This window comes from Streptomyces sp. M41(2017) (assembly GCF_002078175.1).
In the GTDB taxonomy this organism is placed as follows: domain Bacteria; phylum Actinomycetota; class Actinomycetes; order Streptomycetales; family Streptomycetaceae; genus Streptomyces.
Genome location: NZ_MWFK01000001.1, coordinates 822126 through 838925 on the forward strand (window position 1 = coordinate 822126; position 16800 = coordinate 838925).

The 16800-nt window shown below is 74.1% G+C and carries 14 protein-coding genes; 9 read left to right on the forward strand and 5 right to left on the reverse strand.

Annotation, left to right across the window (positions count from 1 at the left end; genetic code table 11):
• The first annotated feature begins 118 nt into the window (after window positions 1-118).
• A complete protein-coding gene (locus B0675_RS03680) occupies window positions 119-895 on the forward strand; it encodes an SDR family oxidoreductase (protein WP_081217287.1) in 777 nt (258 codons plus the stop codon).
• 129 nt (window positions 896-1024) lie between these two features.
• Here the strand turns inward: B0675_RS03680 and pepN are convergent, their stop codons facing one another.
• On the reverse strand, window positions 1025-3604 hold the full coding sequence (gene pepN, locus B0675_RS03685) for an aminopeptidase N (protein ID WP_081217288.1): 2580 nt from the start codon (window positions 3602-3604) through the stop codon (window positions 1025-1027).
• Between the two features lie 112 nt (window positions 3605-3716).
• Here pepN and B0675_RS03690 point away from each other — a divergent pair, with 112 nt between their 5' ends.
• The gene (locus tag B0675_RS03690; RefSeq protein WP_081217289.1) at window positions 3717-4193 is read left to right on the forward strand and encodes a DUF1203 domain-containing protein; all 477 of its coding nucleotides are present in this window, start codon (window positions 3717-3719) and stop codon (window positions 4191-4193) included.
• Between the two features lie 32 nt (window positions 4194-4225).
• Here the strand turns inward: B0675_RS03690 and B0675_RS03695 are convergent, their stop codons facing one another.
• A complete protein-coding gene (locus tag B0675_RS03695) occupies window positions 4226-5227 on the reverse strand; it encodes an EamA family transporter (RefSeq protein ID WP_081217290.1) in 1002 nt (333 codons plus the stop codon).
• 229 nt (window positions 5228-5456) lie between these two features.
• On the opposite strand from B0675_RS03695, the gene B0675_RS03700 reads away from it, so the two are divergent.
• A complete protein-coding gene (locus B0675_RS03700; protein WP_081217291.1) occupies window positions 5457-5954 on the forward strand; it encodes a MarR family transcriptional regulator in 498 nt (165 codons plus the stop codon).
• 143 nt (window positions 5955-6097) lie between these two features.
• Here B0675_RS03700 and B0675_RS03705 read toward each other — a convergent pair whose 3' ends face one another.
• The 3 genes from B0675_RS03705 to B0675_RS03715 are packed head-to-tail and all read right to left on the reverse strand — an operon-like array spanning window position 6098 to window position 8836.
• Entirely contained in the window at window positions 6098-6337 is a 240-nt protein-coding gene (locus tag B0675_RS03705; RefSeq protein ID WP_081217292.1) for a hypothetical protein, read from the reverse strand.
• Window positions 6338-6394: 57 nt separating this feature from the next.
• The gene (gene malQ / locus B0675_RS03710; protein WP_081217293.1) at window positions 6395-8566 is read right to left on the reverse strand and encodes a 4-alpha-glucanotransferase; all 2172 of its coding nucleotides are present in this window, start codon (window positions 8564-8566) and stop codon (window positions 6395-6397) included.
• Window positions 8567-8836, reverse strand: coding sequence for a hypothetical protein (locus B0675_RS03715; protein ID WP_081221567.1), 270 nt, complete (start codon window positions 8834-8836; stop codon window positions 8567-8569).
• Between the two features lie 308 nt (window positions 8837-9144).
• On the opposite strand from B0675_RS03715, the gene B0675_RS03720 reads away from it, so the two are divergent.
• The 6 genes from B0675_RS03720 to B0675_RS03745 are packed head-to-tail and all read left to right on the forward strand — an operon-like array spanning window position 9145 to window position 16784.
• A complete protein-coding gene (locus B0675_RS03720; protein ID WP_081217294.1) occupies window positions 9145-12417 on the forward strand; it encodes a beta-N-acetylglucosaminidase domain-containing protein in 3273 nt (1090 codons plus the stop codon).
• 51 nt (window positions 12418-12468) lie between these two features.
• Window positions 12469-13059: an RNA polymerase sigma factor gene (locus tag B0675_RS03725; protein WP_081217295.1), complete on the forward strand. Its 591-nt coding sequence runs from the start codon at window positions 12469-12471 to the stop codon at window positions 13057-13059.
• The gene (locus B0675_RS03730) at window positions 13056-13955 is read left to right on the forward strand and encodes a zf-HC2 domain-containing protein (RefSeq protein WP_081217296.1); all 900 of its coding nucleotides are present in this window, start codon (window positions 13056-13058) and stop codon (window positions 13953-13955) included. The genes B0675_RS03725 and B0675_RS03730 overlap by 4 nt, the downstream gene beginning before the upstream one ends.
• Complete coding sequence (locus B0675_RS03735; RefSeq protein WP_081217297.1) at window positions 13952-14755, forward strand: ABC transporter ATP-binding protein; 804 nt, start codon at window positions 13952-13954, stop codon at window positions 14753-14755. The genes B0675_RS03730 and B0675_RS03735 overlap by 4 nt, the downstream gene beginning before the upstream one ends.
• Window positions 14752-16146, forward strand: a complete 1395-nt coding sequence (locus tag B0675_RS03740) for a hypothetical protein (RefSeq protein ID WP_241539685.1) — start codon at window positions 14752-14754, stop codon at window positions 16144-16146. Before B0675_RS03735 ends, B0675_RS03740 begins: the two co-directional genes overlap by 4 nt.
• Entirely contained in the window at window positions 16143-16784 is a 642-nt protein-coding gene (locus B0675_RS03745) for a hypothetical protein (RefSeq protein WP_081217299.1), read from the forward strand. Before B0675_RS03740 ends, B0675_RS03745 begins: the two co-directional genes overlap by 4 nt.
• The last annotated feature ends 16 nt before the right edge of the window (window positions 16785-16800 follow it).

The window sequence follows — 16800 nt, forward strand, 5'->3', positions numbered from 1 at the left end:
ACCGATGAGCGGGACGGGGGCGTGACGTCTGTATGACCGACGCGTACGGCCGACCGGCACGGCCTGCCGTACGCGGACACAGGACCCATACGGCGGACGAACACCTCAGGAGATCACCATGCTGCTCACCGACAAGACCGCGGTCGTCTACGGCGCGGGCGGATCCATCGGCGGCGCCGTCGCCCGCACCTTCGCCCATGAGGGCGCCCGTGTGCACCTGGTGGGGCGCACGGCCGACACCCTGGAGACGGTGGCCAAGGACATCACGGCGGCGGGCGGGCACGCCGAGACCGCCGTGCTCGACGCGCTGGACGAGGCGGCGGTCGAGGCCCACCTCGCCTCGCTGGACGCCCTCGACATCTCCTTCAACCTGGTGACGCGCGGCGACGTGCAGGGCCTGCCGCTGGTCGACCTGTCCGTCGAGGACTTCGTACGGCCCGTCGAGACCGGCGTCCGCACCAACTTCATCACCGCCCGCGCCGCCGCCCGGCGCATGGCCCGGTCCGGCTCGGGCGTGGTCCTCACCCTCGACAGCGGCTCCGCGCACGGCAGTCCGATGATGGGCGGCACCGGACCGGCGGACGCGGCGATCGACACGCTGGTGCGGAACCTGGCCACGGAACAGGGACCGCACGGGCTGCGGGTCGTGGGCCTGTGGGCGGCCGGGGTGCCCGAGACGCTGACCCGGGAGAAGCTCGCCGCCGTCGACAGCAGCATGAACCTCGACGACGCCGCCCTCCAGGGGCTGCTCGCGAACCTCGCCGGGATGCGCATGACCCGCCGCAACCCGACCCTGGCCGAGATCGCCGCCACCGCCGCGTTCCTCGCCTCGGACCTGGCGGGGGGCATCACGGGCACGTTCGTCAATGTCACGGGCGGAATGGTCCCCCACTGACCGGCACGGACCGGCACCGACCGGCCCCTGCCACGGGCGGCAGGACGACGGCGGGAGGGAACACCACGGCGGGCGGGGAGAGCGGTCCGCTCTCCCCGCCCGCCGTCACGGTCTCCCGCCGGGCACGTCCTACGCGGTGGTCCCCTGCGCGTCGGCCGCCTGGGCCTTCAGCGCACGCTCGACACCCGAGCGGGACTCCGAGACGAGGCGGCGCAGGGCGGCGCTGGGCTCGGCCGAGGCCAGCCACTCGTCCGTCCTGGCGAGGGTCTCCTCGGAGACCTGCACGGACGGGTAGAGGCCGACGGCGACCTGCTGCGCGATCTCGTGCGAGCGGCCGTCCCAGATCTCCTTGACCACGGCGAAGAACTTGTCCGTGTACGGGGCGAGCAGCTCACGCTGGTCGGTCTGGACGAAGCCGCCGATGACCGCTTCCTGCACGGCGTTCGGGAGCTTGTCGGACTCGACGACCGAGGCCCACGCCTCCGCCTTCGCCTCCTCGGTCGGCCGGGCCGCCCGGGCGGTGGCCGCGTGCCGCTCACCCGCGGCCGTCCTGTCCCGCTCGTACTCGGCGGCGATCTCCGCCTCGTCGAAGCGGCCGACGGCGGCGAGCCGCTCCACGAACGCCCAGCGCAGCTCGGTGTCCACGGCGAGGCCCTCGACGGTCTCGCGGCCCTCGAGGAGCGCCTCCAGGAGGTCGAGCTGCTCCGGCGTGCGGGCGGTCGCCGAGAAGGCGCGGGCCCAGGCGAGCTGGTGGTCGCTGCCGGCCTCGGCCGCCCGCAGGTGCGCGAGGGTCGCGTCCGTCCAGCGGGTCAGCAGCGCCTCGCGGGCCGTCGGGTCGGCGTACAGCTCGATCGCGAGCTTCACCTGACGGTGCAGCGACTGGACGACACCGATGTCGGACTCCTTGCCGATGCCGGACAGCACCAGGGCGAGGTAGTCGCGGGTGGGCAGCTCGGCGTCGCGGGTCATGTCCCAGGCCGAGGCCCAGCACAGGGCGCGCGGCAGGGAGGACTCGAAGTCGCCGAGGTGCTCGGTGACGAAGGCCAGCGAGTCCTCGTCGAGGCGGACCTTGGCGTACGACAGGTCGTCGTCATTGAGGAGGATCACGTCGGGGCGGCGCGTGCCGACGAGCTGCGGCACGGCGGTCAGCTCCCCGTCCACGTCCAGCTCGACGCGCTCGCCGCGGACGAGCTTGCCCCTGTCCGCGTCGAGGTCGTAGAGGCCGACCGCGATGCGGTGCGGACGCAGCGTGGGCTCGCCCTGGGCGCCGGCCGGCAGCGCGGGGGCCTCCTGGCGGACGCCGAAGGAGGCGATGACACCGTCGGCGTCGGTCTCGATCTCCGGGCGCAGGATGTTGATGCCGGCGGTCTGGAGCCACTTCTGCGACCAGGTCCCGAGGTCGCGTCCGGAGGTCTGCTCCAGTGCGCCGAGGAGGTCGGAGAGGCGGGTGTTCCCGAACGCGTGGGCCTTGAAGTAGGCCTGGACGCCGCTGAAGAACTCGTCCATGCCGACGTAGGCGACGAGCTGCTTGAGGACCGAGGCGCCCTTGGCGTACGTGATGCCGTCGAAGTTGACGAGCACGTCGTCGAGGTCGCGGATCTCCGCCATGATCGGGTGGGTGGAGGGCAGCTGGTCCTGCCGGTAGGCCCACGTCTTCATCGAGTTGGCGAAGGTGGTCCAGGAGTGCGGCCACCGGCTGTCCGCGTGGTGGGCCTGGCAGGCGATGGAGGTGTACGTGGCGAACGACTCGTTCAGCCACAGGTCGTTCCACCACTCCATGGTCACGAGGTCGCCGAACCACATGTGGGCGAGCTCGTGCAGGATCGTCTCGGCGCGCAGCTCGTAGGCGGCGTCGGTGACCTTCGAGCGGAACACGTACTGGTCGCGGATGGTGACCGCGCCCGCGTTCTCCATCGCGCCCGCGTTGAACTCGGGCACGAAGAGCTGGTCGTACTTCTTGAAGGGGTACGCGTAGTCGAACTTCTCCTGGAACCAGTCGAAGCCCTGCCGGGTGACCTCGAAGATCGCGTCGGAGTCGAGGAACTCGGCGAGCGAGGGACGGCAGTAGATGCCGAGCGGCACGGACTGTCCGTCCTTCTCGTACACGCTGTGCACGGAGTGGTACGGGCCGACGATCAGGGCGGTGATGTACGACGAGATCCGCGGCGTCGGCTCGAAGGCCCAGACGTCGTCCTTGGGCTCCGGCGTCGGCGAGTTGGAGATGACCGTCCAGCCGGACGGCGCCTTCACGGTGAACTGGAAGGTCGCCTTCAGGTCCGGCTGCTCGAAGGACGCGAAGACGCGGCGGGCGTCGGGCACCTCGAACTGGGTGTAGAGGTAGGCCTGCTGGTCGACGGGGTCGACGAACCGGTGCAGACCCTCACCGGTGTTGGTGTACGCGCAGTCCGCGACGACGCGCAGGACGTTGCGCCCCTGCAGCAGACCGGGCAGGGCGATCCGCGAGTCCTCGAAGACCTGGGCCGGGTCGAGCGGGTCGCCGTTGAGGGTGACCTCGTGGACGGTCGGGGCGACCAGGTCGATGAACGATTCCGCGCCGTCCTCGGCGGAGTCGAAGCGCACCGTGGTCACGGACCGGTAGGTGCCGCCCTCCTGCGCGCCGGAGAGGTCGAGATCGACCTCGTACGAGTCAACGGTGAGCAGCTTCGCGCGCTGCTGCGCCTCTTCGCGGGTCAGGTTTGTGCCAGGCACGCGGTCATCTCCTCGTTATGTGTGGGTTGCGCCATCCTTCCACGGGACCCGCACGGAAGGCGATGTCCGTTTCCCGCCGGTGCCCGGCCCGCGCGGGCGCGAGCCTGGAGCCATGACGACGTACACCGCACGGCCCATCCCCCCGACCGTCCTGAAGGAGCTCCGTGACGGCGACGACGCCGGTCGTCCGGTGGTCCCGCTGACCGATCCGGAGGGCGGCGCGCCACTGCGCTGCTGCCTGCGCCGCAGTGAACCCGGCGAGCGCATCGCCCTCGTCTCGTACGCCCCGCTGCGCCGCCGGGCCGCGCGGACCGGCACCGACCCGGGCGCGTACGACGAGCAGGGTCCGGTCTTCGTGCACGCCGACGACTGCGCGGGCCCGGCGGACGGGGACCTCCCCTTCACGAACGCCCACCGCGTCCTGCGCCGCTACTCGGCCGAGGGACACATCCTGGGCGGCCGGCTGGTGGAGACCCCGGACGCGTTCCAGGAAGCCTTCCGCGCGGCCTTCACCGACCCTGAGGTGGCGCTCGTCCACGTGCGGGCGGTGGAGTACGGCTGCTTCCTGTACGCGGTGGAACGGGGCTGACGGGCGGGCGGCGAGGCGTCCGCCCGTCAGGCCTACCGTCGCGAGCCCGGAGCCGACAGGTCCATCGTGTCTTCCGGAGCGTTCCCCTCGGCGCGACCGACGGGCCGAGGGGCCCGTCGCACGATCGCGGCCTCCCTGCGCGAGGTGACGGCGGTGACGGCGGCCGCCGCGGCGGGTTCGCGGGTCCTCAGCTGGCCGAGGATCGTGGCCCCGAACGCCAGTCCCGTCCCGGCCAGTTGGAGTGGGGTGAGGGTCTGCCCCAGGGCGGCCCAGCCGATGACCGCCGCGGTCAGCGGTGAGAGCGGGCCGAGGAAGGTGACCTGGGTGGCGGTCAGGCGGCCGATGCCGCGGAACCAGAGCCAGTAGGCGACCGCCGTGTTCGCCAGGGCGAGGTACAGGTAGCCGCCGACCGCGCGGCCGTCCAGGGCCGGCGGGGCCCCCTCGACGGCGAGGGCCACCGGCACGATCAGCAGCCCGCCCGCCGTCAGCTGCCAGGCGGTCAGCGCGAGCGGGCCGACCCCGTCGGGCCGGCCCCAGCGCTTGGTGAGCACGGTCCCCGCGGACATCGAGGCGGTGGAGGCGAGCGCCGCGAGGACCCCGACGGGGTCGAGCGCGCCCGCGGCCTTCAGGACGACGAGGCTGACCCCGAGCGCCGCGGCGACGCCGGTGAGGAGCGCGCGGAGGGTCGGCCGGTCGGCGAGCAGCAGCACGGAGAGGCCCGCCACGAACAGCGGCCCGATCGAGCCGACGACGGCCGCCATGCCGCCGGGCAGCCGGTACGCGGAGAGGAACAGCAGCGGGAAGAACGCGCCGATGTTCAGCGCGCCCAGCGCGGCCGCCTTCCCCCACCAGACGCCCCGGGGCAGCACGCGGGCGAGCGCGAGGAGCAGCAGCCCCGCGGGCAGGGCGCGCAGCGCGGCCGTGAACAGCGGCCGGTCGGCAGGCAGGAACTCGGTGGTGACCGCGTAGGTGCTGCCCCAGGAGACCGGGGCGAGCGCGGTGAGCGCGGTCAGGGCGAAGCGGTTCGTGACCATGATTATTAGCTTAGCCCTAAGCTAATCAGTCGCAAGATACTCAGGGCTGATCAACTTGTCCGGCCCGCCTGGCGCGGATCCGCCGGGCGGCGCCCCGCTCCCTCGCATGCGGCTGCCTTCGTGCCCCTTCCTTGCGTGCCGCCGCCTTGCGGGCCGCTTCCTTGTGCGCCACTCCACTTGCGGGCCACTTTCTTGCGGGCCTCCTGCGGCGCGGCGGATACTCGGCCCCATGAGCACCCCCCAGGACCCCGTCGACGCGATCATCGAGCAGTGGGCCGCGGTGCGGCCGGATCTCGACACCGCCGCGATGGAGGTCTTCGGGCGCGTGTTCCGGATCTCGCGGGCGCTGGGCGACCGGATGGAGAAGGCGTACGCGCGCTACGGGATCTCGCGCGGGGAGTTCGACGTGCTGGCGACCCTGCGCCGCTCGGACGCCCCGTACACACTCTCGCCCCGTCAGCTCTCGGCCACGCTCATGCTCACCACCGGCGGGATGACCGGGCGCCTGGACAAACTGGAGCGCGCCGGACTGCTCCGCCGGTCCCCCGATCCGCACGACCGGCGCGGCCTTCAGGTGACCCTGACGGACGAGGGCCTGCGGCTGATCGACGAGGCGGTGGGCACCGGACTCGCCGTCCAGACGGCCGCGCTCGCGGCCCTCGACGGCGACCAGGCCACCCAATTGGCCGCTCTGCTGCGCCCGTTGCTGGCCGCGACCGCCGACTGAACCCCCGGCCGGAGCGCCCGTAGTCCCGGGAGCTCGGCCCGCCCGGCACGCGGAGAACCCCGCGCGAACGCGTCGAGGGAGTCCCCGCACCCGGTGGGTGCGGAAACTCCCTCGACGGAGAGACGCGGTGGGGCGAGCGGCGCTCAGCCCTGCTTCGGCTGCTTGTGGGACTTGTCCAGGACCATCACCAGGCCGGCGATGATCGCGAACAGCACGAGCGGCGCCGCGACGTAGAGGCCCAGCGTGTCCAGCACGCTCAGCCCGTTGCCGGGGTCGTCACCGTCGTCGCGGGTCAGCGCGAGCGCGGGAGACGTCATGAGCAGCATCATCAGCGTCGTACCGGCGGCCAGGGCACCGGCGCGCAGAGCGTTCTTCTTGTCCACGGTGCAAACGTAGCGAACACCTTGATGACGCGCTCGCCCGGGGGTGCCGTACGGAGGTCACGGCCCCCCTCCCGAACCCGGCGCGGGCCCGCCGCCGACGTCGCCGACCGCGCTTCCTCCCGGGCCGCTCTCCCTCCGGACGACCTCCAGGAGGGCGTGCAGCCGGGGTGACGCGGCGAGGTCCTCCAGCGTCACCGGACGGCCCTCCGCGTCGGCGACGGGCAGCCGCCAGTTGGGGTACTGGTCCCACGTGCCGGGCAGGTTCTGCGGGCGCCGGTCCCCCACGGCGTCCGGCAGCCAGACGCCGATCATGTGGGCCGGGGTGCGCAGCAGGAAGCGGTGCACGGCCTGGATCTCGGCCTCCTCCGCCGACGCGGGGCTGCCGCCGCTCGGGCCGTGCAGCAGCCCGAGCCGGGACAGCAGGGCGAGCCACTCCCGGGTGTCCGCCGCGGCGGCGGCCCGCTCCTCGTCGAGGGAGCCGAGCAACAGGCCGAGGCCGGCACGCAGTTCGACGTGTTCACCGGTGAGCCGGGCCGCGGTGGACGGCAGGTCGTGGGTGGTGACGGTGGCCAGGCAGTCGGCGCGCCAGCTCTCCGGCGGCAACGGGTGTCCGTCGCCCTCCCAGTCCCGCTCGAACCACAGCACGGACGTGCCGAGCACGCCGCGCTCCTGGAGCGTCTCGCGCACCCCCGGTTCGACGGTGCCGAGGTCCTCGCCGATCACCAGGGTCCCGGCCCGGGACGCCTCCAGGACCAGGATCGCGAGCATGGCCTCGGCGTCGTAGCGGACGTAGGAGCCCTCCGTGGGCGGCTGCCCCTGGGGGACCCACCAGAGCCGGAACAGGCCCATGACATGGTCGATGCGCAGCGCGCCCGCGTGCCGCAGGAGGGCGCGCAGGAGGCGGCGGTAGGGGGCGTATCCGGACGCGGCGAGCCGGTCGGGCCGCCAGGGCGGCAGACCCCAGTCCTGGCCCCGCGCGTTGAAGGCGTCCGGGGGCGCGCCCACGGACATGCCGGCCGCGAAGTACTCCTGCTGCGCCCAGGCGTCGGCCCCGTCCGGGTGGACGCCGACGGCGAGGTCGTGGACGAGACCGACGGCCATGCCCGCGTCGGTCGCCGAGCGCTGGGCGGCGCCGAGCTGGGCGTCGGTGAGCCAGGCCAGCCTGCTGTGGAAGTCGACGCGGTCCATCAGCTCGCCGCGCGCCCGGGCGGTCTCCGGCGAGCGGGGGTCGCGCAGTCCCTCGGGCCAGCTGCGCCAGTCGGAGCCGTGCACCTCGGCGAGCGCGTACCAGGTGGCGTGGTCCTCCAGCGCCCGGCCCTCCTCGGCGAGGAAGTCCGCGTAGGCGGCCCGCCGGCCGGGGCCGAGCGGTACGGCACGCACCGCTTCCAGTGCCTCGCGCTTGAGTTCCCAGACGGCGTCGCGGTCGATCAGCGCGCCCTTGCTCAGGACGGATTCACGCAGCTGCTCGGCCCGCTTCAGCACCGTGCGCAGCCGCTCGGGGTCCTCGACGTACGGGTACTCGGGGACGTCCTCGACCCGCAGGTGCACCGGGTCGGGGAAGCGCCGGGACGAGGGCCGGTACGGGGAGGGGTCGGTGGGGTGACCGGGCACGGCCGCGTGCAGCGGATTGACCTGCACGAATCCGGCACCGAGCGCGCGTCCCGCCCAGGCGGTCAGCTCGGCGAGGTCCCCGAGGTCGCCCATGCCCCAGGAGCGGCGGGAGAGAAGGGAGTAGAGCTGGACGAGCAGGCCGTACGTGCGTCCGGGGGGCGCGGGCAGCCGGGTGGGGGCGACGACGAGGTGGGCGTCGGCGGTGCGGCCGTCGGGCGCGGTGGCGTGCAGCGTGTGGACGCCGGGGGGCAGTCCCTCGGCGGAGGCGCGGGCCTCGCCCTGTTCGGTGGTGACGCGCAGCCGGGTGCCGTCGGGCAGCGCGTCGAGTCCGGCGGGGGCCAGGCCGCCCCAGCAGACCACGGTCGGCGGCAGCAGGCGCCGGGCCGCTTCGGCCTCGTGGCGGGCGAGGGAGGCGGTGACGGCGTCCGGGGTGCTCGCGTCGACGCCGAGGGCGGCCAGGATCGCGACGAGGGCGGCGTCCGAGGCGGCGACCGTGCGGTCCGGGGAGGGGTTGTAGGCGGGGGCGACGCCATGCAGTTCGGCGAGCCGGGACAGGGGTGTCCGCGGTGCCGGATCCGACGGCGTCCGCTGCGGCTCGGCGGGCCCACTCGATGCCATCTAGAACCCCGACGCGGCGCCGGTGGAGGTGGGCTCGCTCGTCAGGTGCGCGGCGTCGGCCAGCGGGGGCTCGCTGGTCAGGGGTTCCGCGTCGGGCAGCGGGGGTTCGCTGGTCAGCGGCAGCTCCGTGCAGGCGCCTTCCGCGCTGAGCAGGCAGAGGTCGGCGGCCTCGGGCTCGGCGGAAGCGCGTCCGCCGCGCTGGCCGGGGAAGGACGGCTCCGCGTCGCGTTTGGACAGGGCCGAGAGAAGCAGGTGAGCCGATGCGGCCACGGGGGCCTCCTTGGTCGAGTCGGGTACGGCGTCCGAGGGCATTTCCGGCGGTCGGTGGCGTGCCGTTGCCGGAGAGGCATGCCCAGGCGGTCACCGCAGCCCTACCCAGCGGGCGCGACGGCAGACGTACACGGACGAACAACGTGCTTCTGGTCACACTCCGCTGCCGTCCCGTCCCTCCGGGCCGCCCCTCCAGGCTGGGGCAATCCTGACACTTCGGCCACTCTCGTTGACACCCCCACCACCCGGATGGTGGGCTCGTCGCCACTCCGGCGTGGTGGCCGGGCGGCTGGCTACGAGGGGGAAGCGTGCGGCTCCGGCGGGCGAAGGGCACGACCGCACTCGCGTTCGCCGTGGTCGCGAGCGCTCTCGGAACGGCTCCCGTCGCCGTCGCGGCGCCGCCCGACGCAGGTCCCGCGGCCTCCGCGGACGACGCCGGGTCCACCGCCGGCGGTGTGCCCTCCGTGTGGCCGCGTCCGCAGTCGCTGCGCGCGAAGGGTTCCCCGGTCACCGTCCCCGACGAGGTCGTCCTGGTCACCGGTCCGGCGGGCGCGACGGCGGCCCCGTACGCCCCCGGCACACCCCACACTCCGTACGCGCCCGGCGTCACCACCGACCGGAACGCGACGGCTTCCCCGGCCGCCCCCGGCACCTCCGACGGCACCCCCGACCCGTACGCCGTCGAGGCGTTGCGCTCGGTTCTGCGCGAGGCGGGCGCCCGGCGGATCGGCACGGCGCGCGAGGGCGACGCCCTTCCGGCGCACGCCCTGGTGGTACGGCTGGGCACGGAAGCGGCGGGCAGCGGGCGGTGGGGCGCGAACGGCGTCCCCGGCGCCGGTCCGAGCGCCCTTGAGCGTGCCCTCACCGCGCTCGGCGCCGCCCCGCGCGCGGACCTCCCCACCGGGGGCTACCGGCTGGCCGTGGGCCGGGTCGACGGCCGCGACACCCTCGCGCTCGCGGGCGTCGGCGAGGACGGCCTGTTCCACGCGGTCCAGACGCTCCGTCAGCTCGTGCGCACGGACGGCAGGATCGCCGGGGCCGTGGTCCGGGACTGGCCCGGCACCGGTGTACGCGGCACCACCGAGGGTTTCTACGGCAGCCCGTGGACCACCGAACAGCGCCTGGCGCAGCTCGACTTCATGGGGCGGACCAAGCAGAACCGGTACGTCTACGCCCCGGGCGACGACCTCTACCGGCAGGAGCGCTGGCGTGAGCCGTACCCGGCCGCGCAGCGCGCGCACTTCCGGGACCTGGCCGAGCGGGCTCGGCGCAACCACGTGACGCCGGCGTGGACGGTGGCCCCGGGGCAGGCGATGTGCTTCTCCTCGGACGCCGACGTGTCGGCCCTCACCCGCAAGCTCGACGCCATGTGGGCGCTCGGATTCCGGGCGTTCCAGCTCCAGTTCCAGGACGTCAGCTACACCGAGTGGCACTGCGGGGCGGACGCGGACACCTTCGGTTCGGGCCCCGCGGCGGCGGCACGGGCACAGGCACGGGTGGCCAACGCCGTGGCCCGGCACCTCGCCGCCCGCCACCCGGACGTGGCCCCGCTGTCCCTGATGCCGACGGAGTACTACGAGGACGGCTCGACGGACTACCGGCGCCTGCTGGCGGGCGCCCTGACCGAGGGCGTCGAGGTCGCCTGGACGGGCGTCGGGGTCGTACCGAAGACGATCACGGGCGGCGAACTGGCGCGCACCCGCGAGGTGTTCGGCGGTCACCGGCTCGTCACCATGGACAACTACCCGGTCAACGACTACGCCCAGGACCGGGTGTTCCTGGGCCCCTACGAGGGGCGCGAGCCCGCGGTCGCGACGGGCTCGGCGGCGCTGCTGGCGAACGCTATGCCCCAGGCCGAGGCCTCCCGCATCCCGCTGTTCACCGCGGCCGACTACGCGTGGAACCCGCGGGACTACCGCCCGCAGGAGTCCTGGAAGGCCGCGATCGAGGACCTCGCGGACGGGGACGCGCGGCGGGCCGGCGCGCTGCGCGCGCTGGCCGGGAACGAGGCCTCGTCCGTCCTGGGCGGCGAGGAGTCGGCGTATCTGCGCCCGCTCATCGCGGCGTTCTGGCAGGCGCGGACGACGACGGACCGGTCCGCGAACGCGACGGCGGCCGAGCGGCTGCGTGCCGCGTTCACCGTGATGCGCGAGACCCCGAAGCGGCTCGCCGGACGCCCCGTAGCCGCCGAAGTGAAGCCCTGGACGGCGCAGTTGGCCCGGTACGGGGAGGCCGGCGAGACGGCCGTCGACCTGTCCGCAGCACAGGAGCGAGGGGACGCGACGGCCGCCTGGACGGCCTACCGCACCCTGGAGCGGCTGCGCACCGAACTCGCGGCGAGCGGGGTGACGGTCGGCAAGGGCGTGCTCGACCCGTTCCTGACGAAGGCCCGCTCCGCGTACCAGCGGTGGGCCGGGCTCGACAACGACCCGTCGGCCCGGCCCGGCGGACGGACGAAGCCCGGCGGGACGGCGGACGGGACGACGCCGAAGGGCGACGGCCGGACGGACACCGGCGGCGGCACCCGGGACGACTCCGGTCACGCGCGGGACGACGCGCCCCGGCACGACGGCGGACAGCAGGACGGCGGAGCGCGCGAGGAGGCCGATCCCCGCACCCTCACCCTTCCGCACCCCCGGACACTGACCGCCGTGAGCGTGCTCACCGACCCCGCCGCCACGGGATCCGTCGAGGCGCACGTGCCCGGCGAGGGCTGGCGGCGCCTCGGCCCGCTGACGGCCGGCGGCGCGACGGAGATCCACACGCCGGACGTGCGCACGGACGCGCTCCGGGTCAGCGGGCCCACCCGCGACCAGGTCCGGCATCTCGTGCCGTGGTTCGCCGACTCCCCCGCCGCCGCCCTGGAGTTGACCCGCTCGACGGCGGACGCGGAGATCGGCGGCAGCCTGCGGGTGACGGCCCGGATCACCTCGCTGCGCCCCTCCGACGTCCGCGGCGAACTGACCGCGAAGGCCCCCAAGGGCATCCGGGTCGAGGTGCGGCGCAGTTCCGCGACGCTCCCGCGCGGCGCGGTCGTCGACACCCCGGTCGAGGTCACGGTCGCGCCGGGCACCCCGTCGGGCACGTACGAGGTGCCGGTGACCTTCGGCTCCGAGACCCGCACCCTGACCGTCCGGGCCTTCCCCCGCACGGCGGGCCCCGACCTGGCGCGCACCGGCACGGCCTCCTCGTCCGGCGACGAGACCGCCGACTTCCCCGCCTCGGCGGCCAACGACGGTGATCCGGGGACGCGTTGGTCCTCCCCCGTCGAGGACGGCGCCTGGTGGCAGGTGCGCCTGGCCGGATCCGCCCGCCTCGGCCGCCTCACCCTGCACTGGCAGGACGCCCACCCCTCCGCCTACCGGGTCCAGGTCTCCGCCGACGGCCGCGTCTGGCGCACGGCGGCCACCGCGACGGACAGCCGGGGCGGCCGGGAGGAGGTCCGCTTCGACGAACGCGATGCGCGCTACCTGCGCGTCCAGGGCGTCAAGCGCGCGACCAAGTACGGGTATTCGTTGTGGTCGGTGGGGGTTTACGCGGTCGCGGAGACGTCCTCCGGAGAGGACTCCCCCTCGGAGTGAACCGAAGTCCCCGCAGGGTTCGATAGACGGGGTGTGAGACTGTTCCGCCCCATGAGGGGCCACCGGGAGGACGACACGGACGCGGCGCTGCTGCGGGCCGTCTCGGACGGGGACTCGGCGGCGATGGCCGCACTGTACGACCGGCACGCGGGCTGGCTGCACACGCGACTGAGCCGCCGGTGCGCTGACCCCGAGGTGGTGCGCGAGGTGTTGCAGGACACGTTCGTGACCGTCTGGCGGTCGGCCGGCACCCACCGGGGTGCGGAGGCCGGCGGCTGGCTGTGGACGATCGCGGCTCGACGCCTCGTGGACGCCCGACGGGCGCAGGAGCGGGCCGCACGCGTCGAGTACATGGTGCCGACGCCCGCGCCGTCCGCCGAGGACCGCGTGCTGGCGGAGCTGGAGCACGGGGACGTGGGCGCCGCTCTCGACCGCATCTCACCCGAGCTGCGCGAGGTGCTGCGGGCGACGGTCATCGACGGGCTGACCACGCGGGAGACCGCCGCCCTCCTCGGTATTCCGGAGGGGACGGTCAAGACACGAGCCATGCGCGCGCGTGCCGAACTCCGCGCGGCTCTCGCCCTACTGGACCCGTCGCGCACCCTCCGTCTGCATCCGTCTCCACTGGGAGGCCCGGCATGACCGGCTGGCACGCCCCGGACGATCTCGTCACCCGCTACACGGACGGAACCCTCGCGGAAACCGACGCCTGGTCGCTGGAAAGGCATCTGGAACGCTGCGACCCCTGCGCCGCACGGGTCTCGCACGCGGCCCGGGCGGGCGCGGCTGGGGTGGTCCTGGCGGAGATACGGGACGCGCTCATGGACGTGGTCCTCACATCGGCCCCGGTGCCGAAACCGGTCCCGATGGTGCCGGGACCGCGCTGGGGCGCCGGGCGGCGGCTCGCGCGGATCGCCTGGGCCGCCGGGCCGGCTCTGCGCGGCTCCTGGGTCGGCGCCCTGGCGCTGGTCGTCCTGGCGGCGGTCGCGCTCGCCCACGGAGGCGGATGGGCGGGGACGCGGCCGTTGCTGCTGGCCGTGGCGCCCGTCATCCCCGTGGCCGGGGTCGCCCTCTCCTACGGACGGCACGCGGATCCGTTGCACGAGATCGTCGCGGCGACCCCGTCCGGGGGTCTGCGGCTCCTGCTCACCCGCACGGCAGCCGTGCTCGCGGTCAGCCTTCCGTCGCTGACGACGGTGGAGCTGCTGCTTCCGCCCTTCGGACCGCAGTCGCCGACCGGGCCGGCCGCGGCCACCTGGCTGCTGCCGGGACTGGCCCTGACACTGGCCTCTCTCGTGCTCACCGGCTACCTGGGCTGCCGTGCCGCGACAGCGGTGGTCGGCGGCGGCTGGCTGCTCGCCGTAGCGGCACCTCTCCTCTCATCCGACGGGACCGCCCTGACGGCCCGGCTCACGGATCAGCTGTCCCTCTACTTCACCGGAGCGGCGCCGCAGGGAGGGTGGGCGGCGGCAATCGCGCTCTGCGCCCTGTTCCTGGCCGTGCGCCACGAGGCCTACGACCGTCTGGAGACCATGTGAACACCCCTGACGCGGACGGATCGCGGAGCACCGGGATACGCGTCTGCGGGCTGACCGTCCGCCACCGGCGAACGACCGCGCTGGACGCCGTCGACCTCGATTTCCATCCCGGCGTTCACGGACTGCTCGGGCCGAACGGCGCCGGAAAGACCTCGCTCATCCGCGTCCTCGCCACGGTCGCGGCACCCTCGGCCGGCCGGCTGGAGATGTTCGGCAGGAGCCTCGATGACCGTGCGGCGCGCACCGCGGTCCGCCGGAAACTCGGATACCTGCCGCAGGATTTCGGCTACTACCCGGGATTCACCGTGCGCGAGTTCGTCGCCTACATGGCCTGGTTGAAGGAAGTCCCGCCCCCGGCCGTCGCGCCGGCGGTCGAGAAGGCCGTGCGCCGGGTCGGACTCGCCGACCGTCTCGACGCGAAGGTCAAGACGCTGTCGGGTGGGATGGTCCGCCGCGTCGGCATCGCCCAGGCCATCGTGAACGACCCCCGCGTCCTGCTCCTCGACGAGCCCACCGCGGGTCTCGACCCCGAGCAGCGTGTCGAGTTCCGGGCCCTGCTACGGGAGCTGGGCCGGACCGCCACCGTGATCGTCTCCACGCATCTCGTCGAGGACGTGGCAGCGGCCTGTACGGACGTGACCCTGATCGAGGCCGGGCACGTCGCCTACCGCGGTACGCCTTCCTCTCTCGCCGCTCTCGGCGCGAAGGGCCACGAAACCGACGGAAACGCCATCGAGCGCGGCTACACCGCCGCCCTGCGCGGCCACCGCGCTGCGACAGCGGCGGGGGCCGGCCGATGAACGTGCGTGTCCGTCCGCGGCCGGGCCGCACGGCCCCGTCGTCCGACTCCGACTTCCCCGTTCCCCGTTCCGCGCCGCATCCGTTCGGTGTCGAGTCGAGGCGCGGTTTCGCACCCTGGGCGGCCGTCGGTCTCCTGCTTGCCCTCGCCTGGGCCCTGGCCGCCAAAGCGGACCAGTGGCAGGGAAGTTGGGGCAACGCGACGGAGACGGCGACCTCCGCGGCCGCGATGATCGGTGTGCCCTTCGCACTCGCCGCCGGCGCCTGGCAGGGCGGCAGGGAGCGCCGACTGCGGATGACGGAGCTGCGCTCCTCGTCGGCCCGCAGTCGCCCCGTCCAGTTCCTGGTCGCCGCTCTGCCGCTCGCAGGCCTTCTGGCCCTGGCCTACCTGGTCGCGGTCGTCGGGGTCCTGGCCGCCTGCGCGCCGTACGCGTCGGCGGGCGGCCCGGCGCCGACCGCGTACGCCGGGACGGCGGTGTCGCTGGCGGCCTGTGCCGTCCTCGGTCATGTGGCCGGACGCGTCGTCTCCTTCCGGTTGACCGCTCCCCTTCTCGCGATCGGCGGATATGTCGTCGAGGGTGCCCTGGGCACGCAGCAGTCGGACCTCAGCTACCTCGCGTTCTGCCTGGTCCGGGTCTCGGGTGACGACAAGATCGCGGTCTGGTGGTACCCCCTGGTCGCCGCCCTGTGGGCCGGCGGGCTCGCGGCCGCCGCGGTCGTGGCCGTGGCCGGGCACCGTCGCGTCGCAGCGTTGCTGCCCCTGGCGGCCGCGCTCGGAGCGGCCACCCTGCTGGTCCAGACGGGCGACGGCCTGCTGCGCGACAACCCGCTCGCCCGACGCCAGGTCTGCGACACGTCGACCGTCCCGGACATCTGCGTCAACGGCACACGCCCGGGCATGCTGCCGGAGGTGAAGCGGGCCCTGTCCGGACTCACCGACCGTCTTGCAGGCGTACGCAACCTCCCGGTCCGCTACGAGGACCTCGGTCGCCGCCCGCGCGATGACGAGGCGGAGCTGCCGTCCCTCGCCCCGATCGGCTGGAGCGTCGTGCGCGGCAGGCTGACCGATCCCTCGCGCTACGCGCGGGAAGCCGCCTGGACGCTCCTCCGCCCTGGGTGCGACGAACCGCCCGCACGTCCCGTCGCAGTCACGGACGAGGCCGTCCTGCGCTGGCTGGCACCCGATACCGGATCCGAAGCGGCGCGCGCGGACCAGGTGGCGCGGGCCAGGAAGGACGGTGACAGGGATCGGCTGGCGACGTACCGGGCGGAGGACCGCGCGTATGCGCGCCTCGCCGCCATGACCGACGGCGAACGCCGTTCCTGGCTCGGCCGCTACTTCGCCACCGCGGGTCGGTGCGCCCCCGAGCCGAACGAGGTTCCGTCACTGTGAGAACCCCTCGCCCGCTCCCCGCTCACCGGGTCGGTGCCCGCCCCCTCGCCCTCTACGTCCGCTCCCGGGGCATCCCGACGACCCTTGCGATCCTGGCCGGCGCCGCGCTGCTCACCGCATGGGCGGCGAACCGCCCCGACGCCTACCTCGACCCCTATCGCAGGGTTCCCCTGATCGCGCTCGCCCCCCTGCTGGCGTCGGCGGCTGTCGTCGGGGGGCTGCACACGCACTCGCCCGAACTCGACTCGACCGCCGTTCGGCCCTGGTGGCCGCGGCGGCTGGGCCACCTGCTGGCCCTGAGCTCGGTCGCGGCGCTGCTGCTGGCGCTCGCCGTGCCCGGCCACTCCCAGGAGTTCGGCGCGGCAGCGATGGTCCGCAACACCTTGGGGGGCATCGGCATCACGACGGTCGCCGCGACCGTGCTGGGCGCCCGCCTGAGCTGGATGCCCACCACGCTCTACTTCAGCGCCGTGTACCTGTCTGCGTCCTCACCCCGTGTGAGTAACGCGACAGTCCTGTCCTGGTCCATGCAACCGGGCCCACAGCGCGGCGCCTGGCTCGTGGGCCTCGCGCTCTTCGTGGCCGGCTCTGCACTCTGCGCGACGCTCGGTGCCCGACCGGAGGGATCCCGCGTGTAGACGCCTTCAGGTCCCC

What these genes read in the sequence shown, in the direction of transcription:
- B0675_RS03725 (WP_081217295.1), top strand. Translation starts at nt 12,469, where the DNA reads ATGAGGGGCCACCGGGAGGACGACACGGACGCGGCGCTGCTGCGGGCC.
- B0675_RS03680 (WP_081217287.1), top strand. Translation starts at nt 119, where the DNA reads ATGCTGCTCACCGACAAGACCGCGGTCGTCTACGGCGCGGGCGGATCC.
- B0675_RS03700 (WP_081217291.1), top strand. Translation starts at nt 5,457, where the DNA reads ATGAGCACCCCCCAGGACCCCGTCGACGCGATCATCGAGCAGTGGGCC.
- B0675_RS03730 (WP_081217296.1), top strand. Translation starts at nt 13,056, where the DNA reads ATGACCGGCTGGCACGCCCCGGACGATCTCGTCACCCGCTACACGGAC.
- B0675_RS03690 (WP_081217289.1), top strand. Translation starts at nt 3,717, where the DNA reads ATGACGACGTACACCGCACGGCCCATCCCCCCGACCGTCCTGAAGGAG.
- malQ (WP_081217293.1), bottom strand. Translation starts at nt 8,566, where the DNA reads ATGGCATCGAGTGGGCCCGCCGAGCCGCAGCGGACGCCGTCGGATCCG.
- B0675_RS03740 (WP_241539685.1), top strand. Translation starts at nt 14,752, where the DNA reads ATGAACGTGCGTGTCCGTCCGCGGCCGGGCCGCACGGCCCCGTCGTCC.
- B0675_RS03695 (WP_081217290.1), bottom strand. Translation starts at nt 5,227, where the DNA reads ATGGTCACGAACCGCTTCGCCCTGACCGCGCTCACCGCGCTCGCCCCG.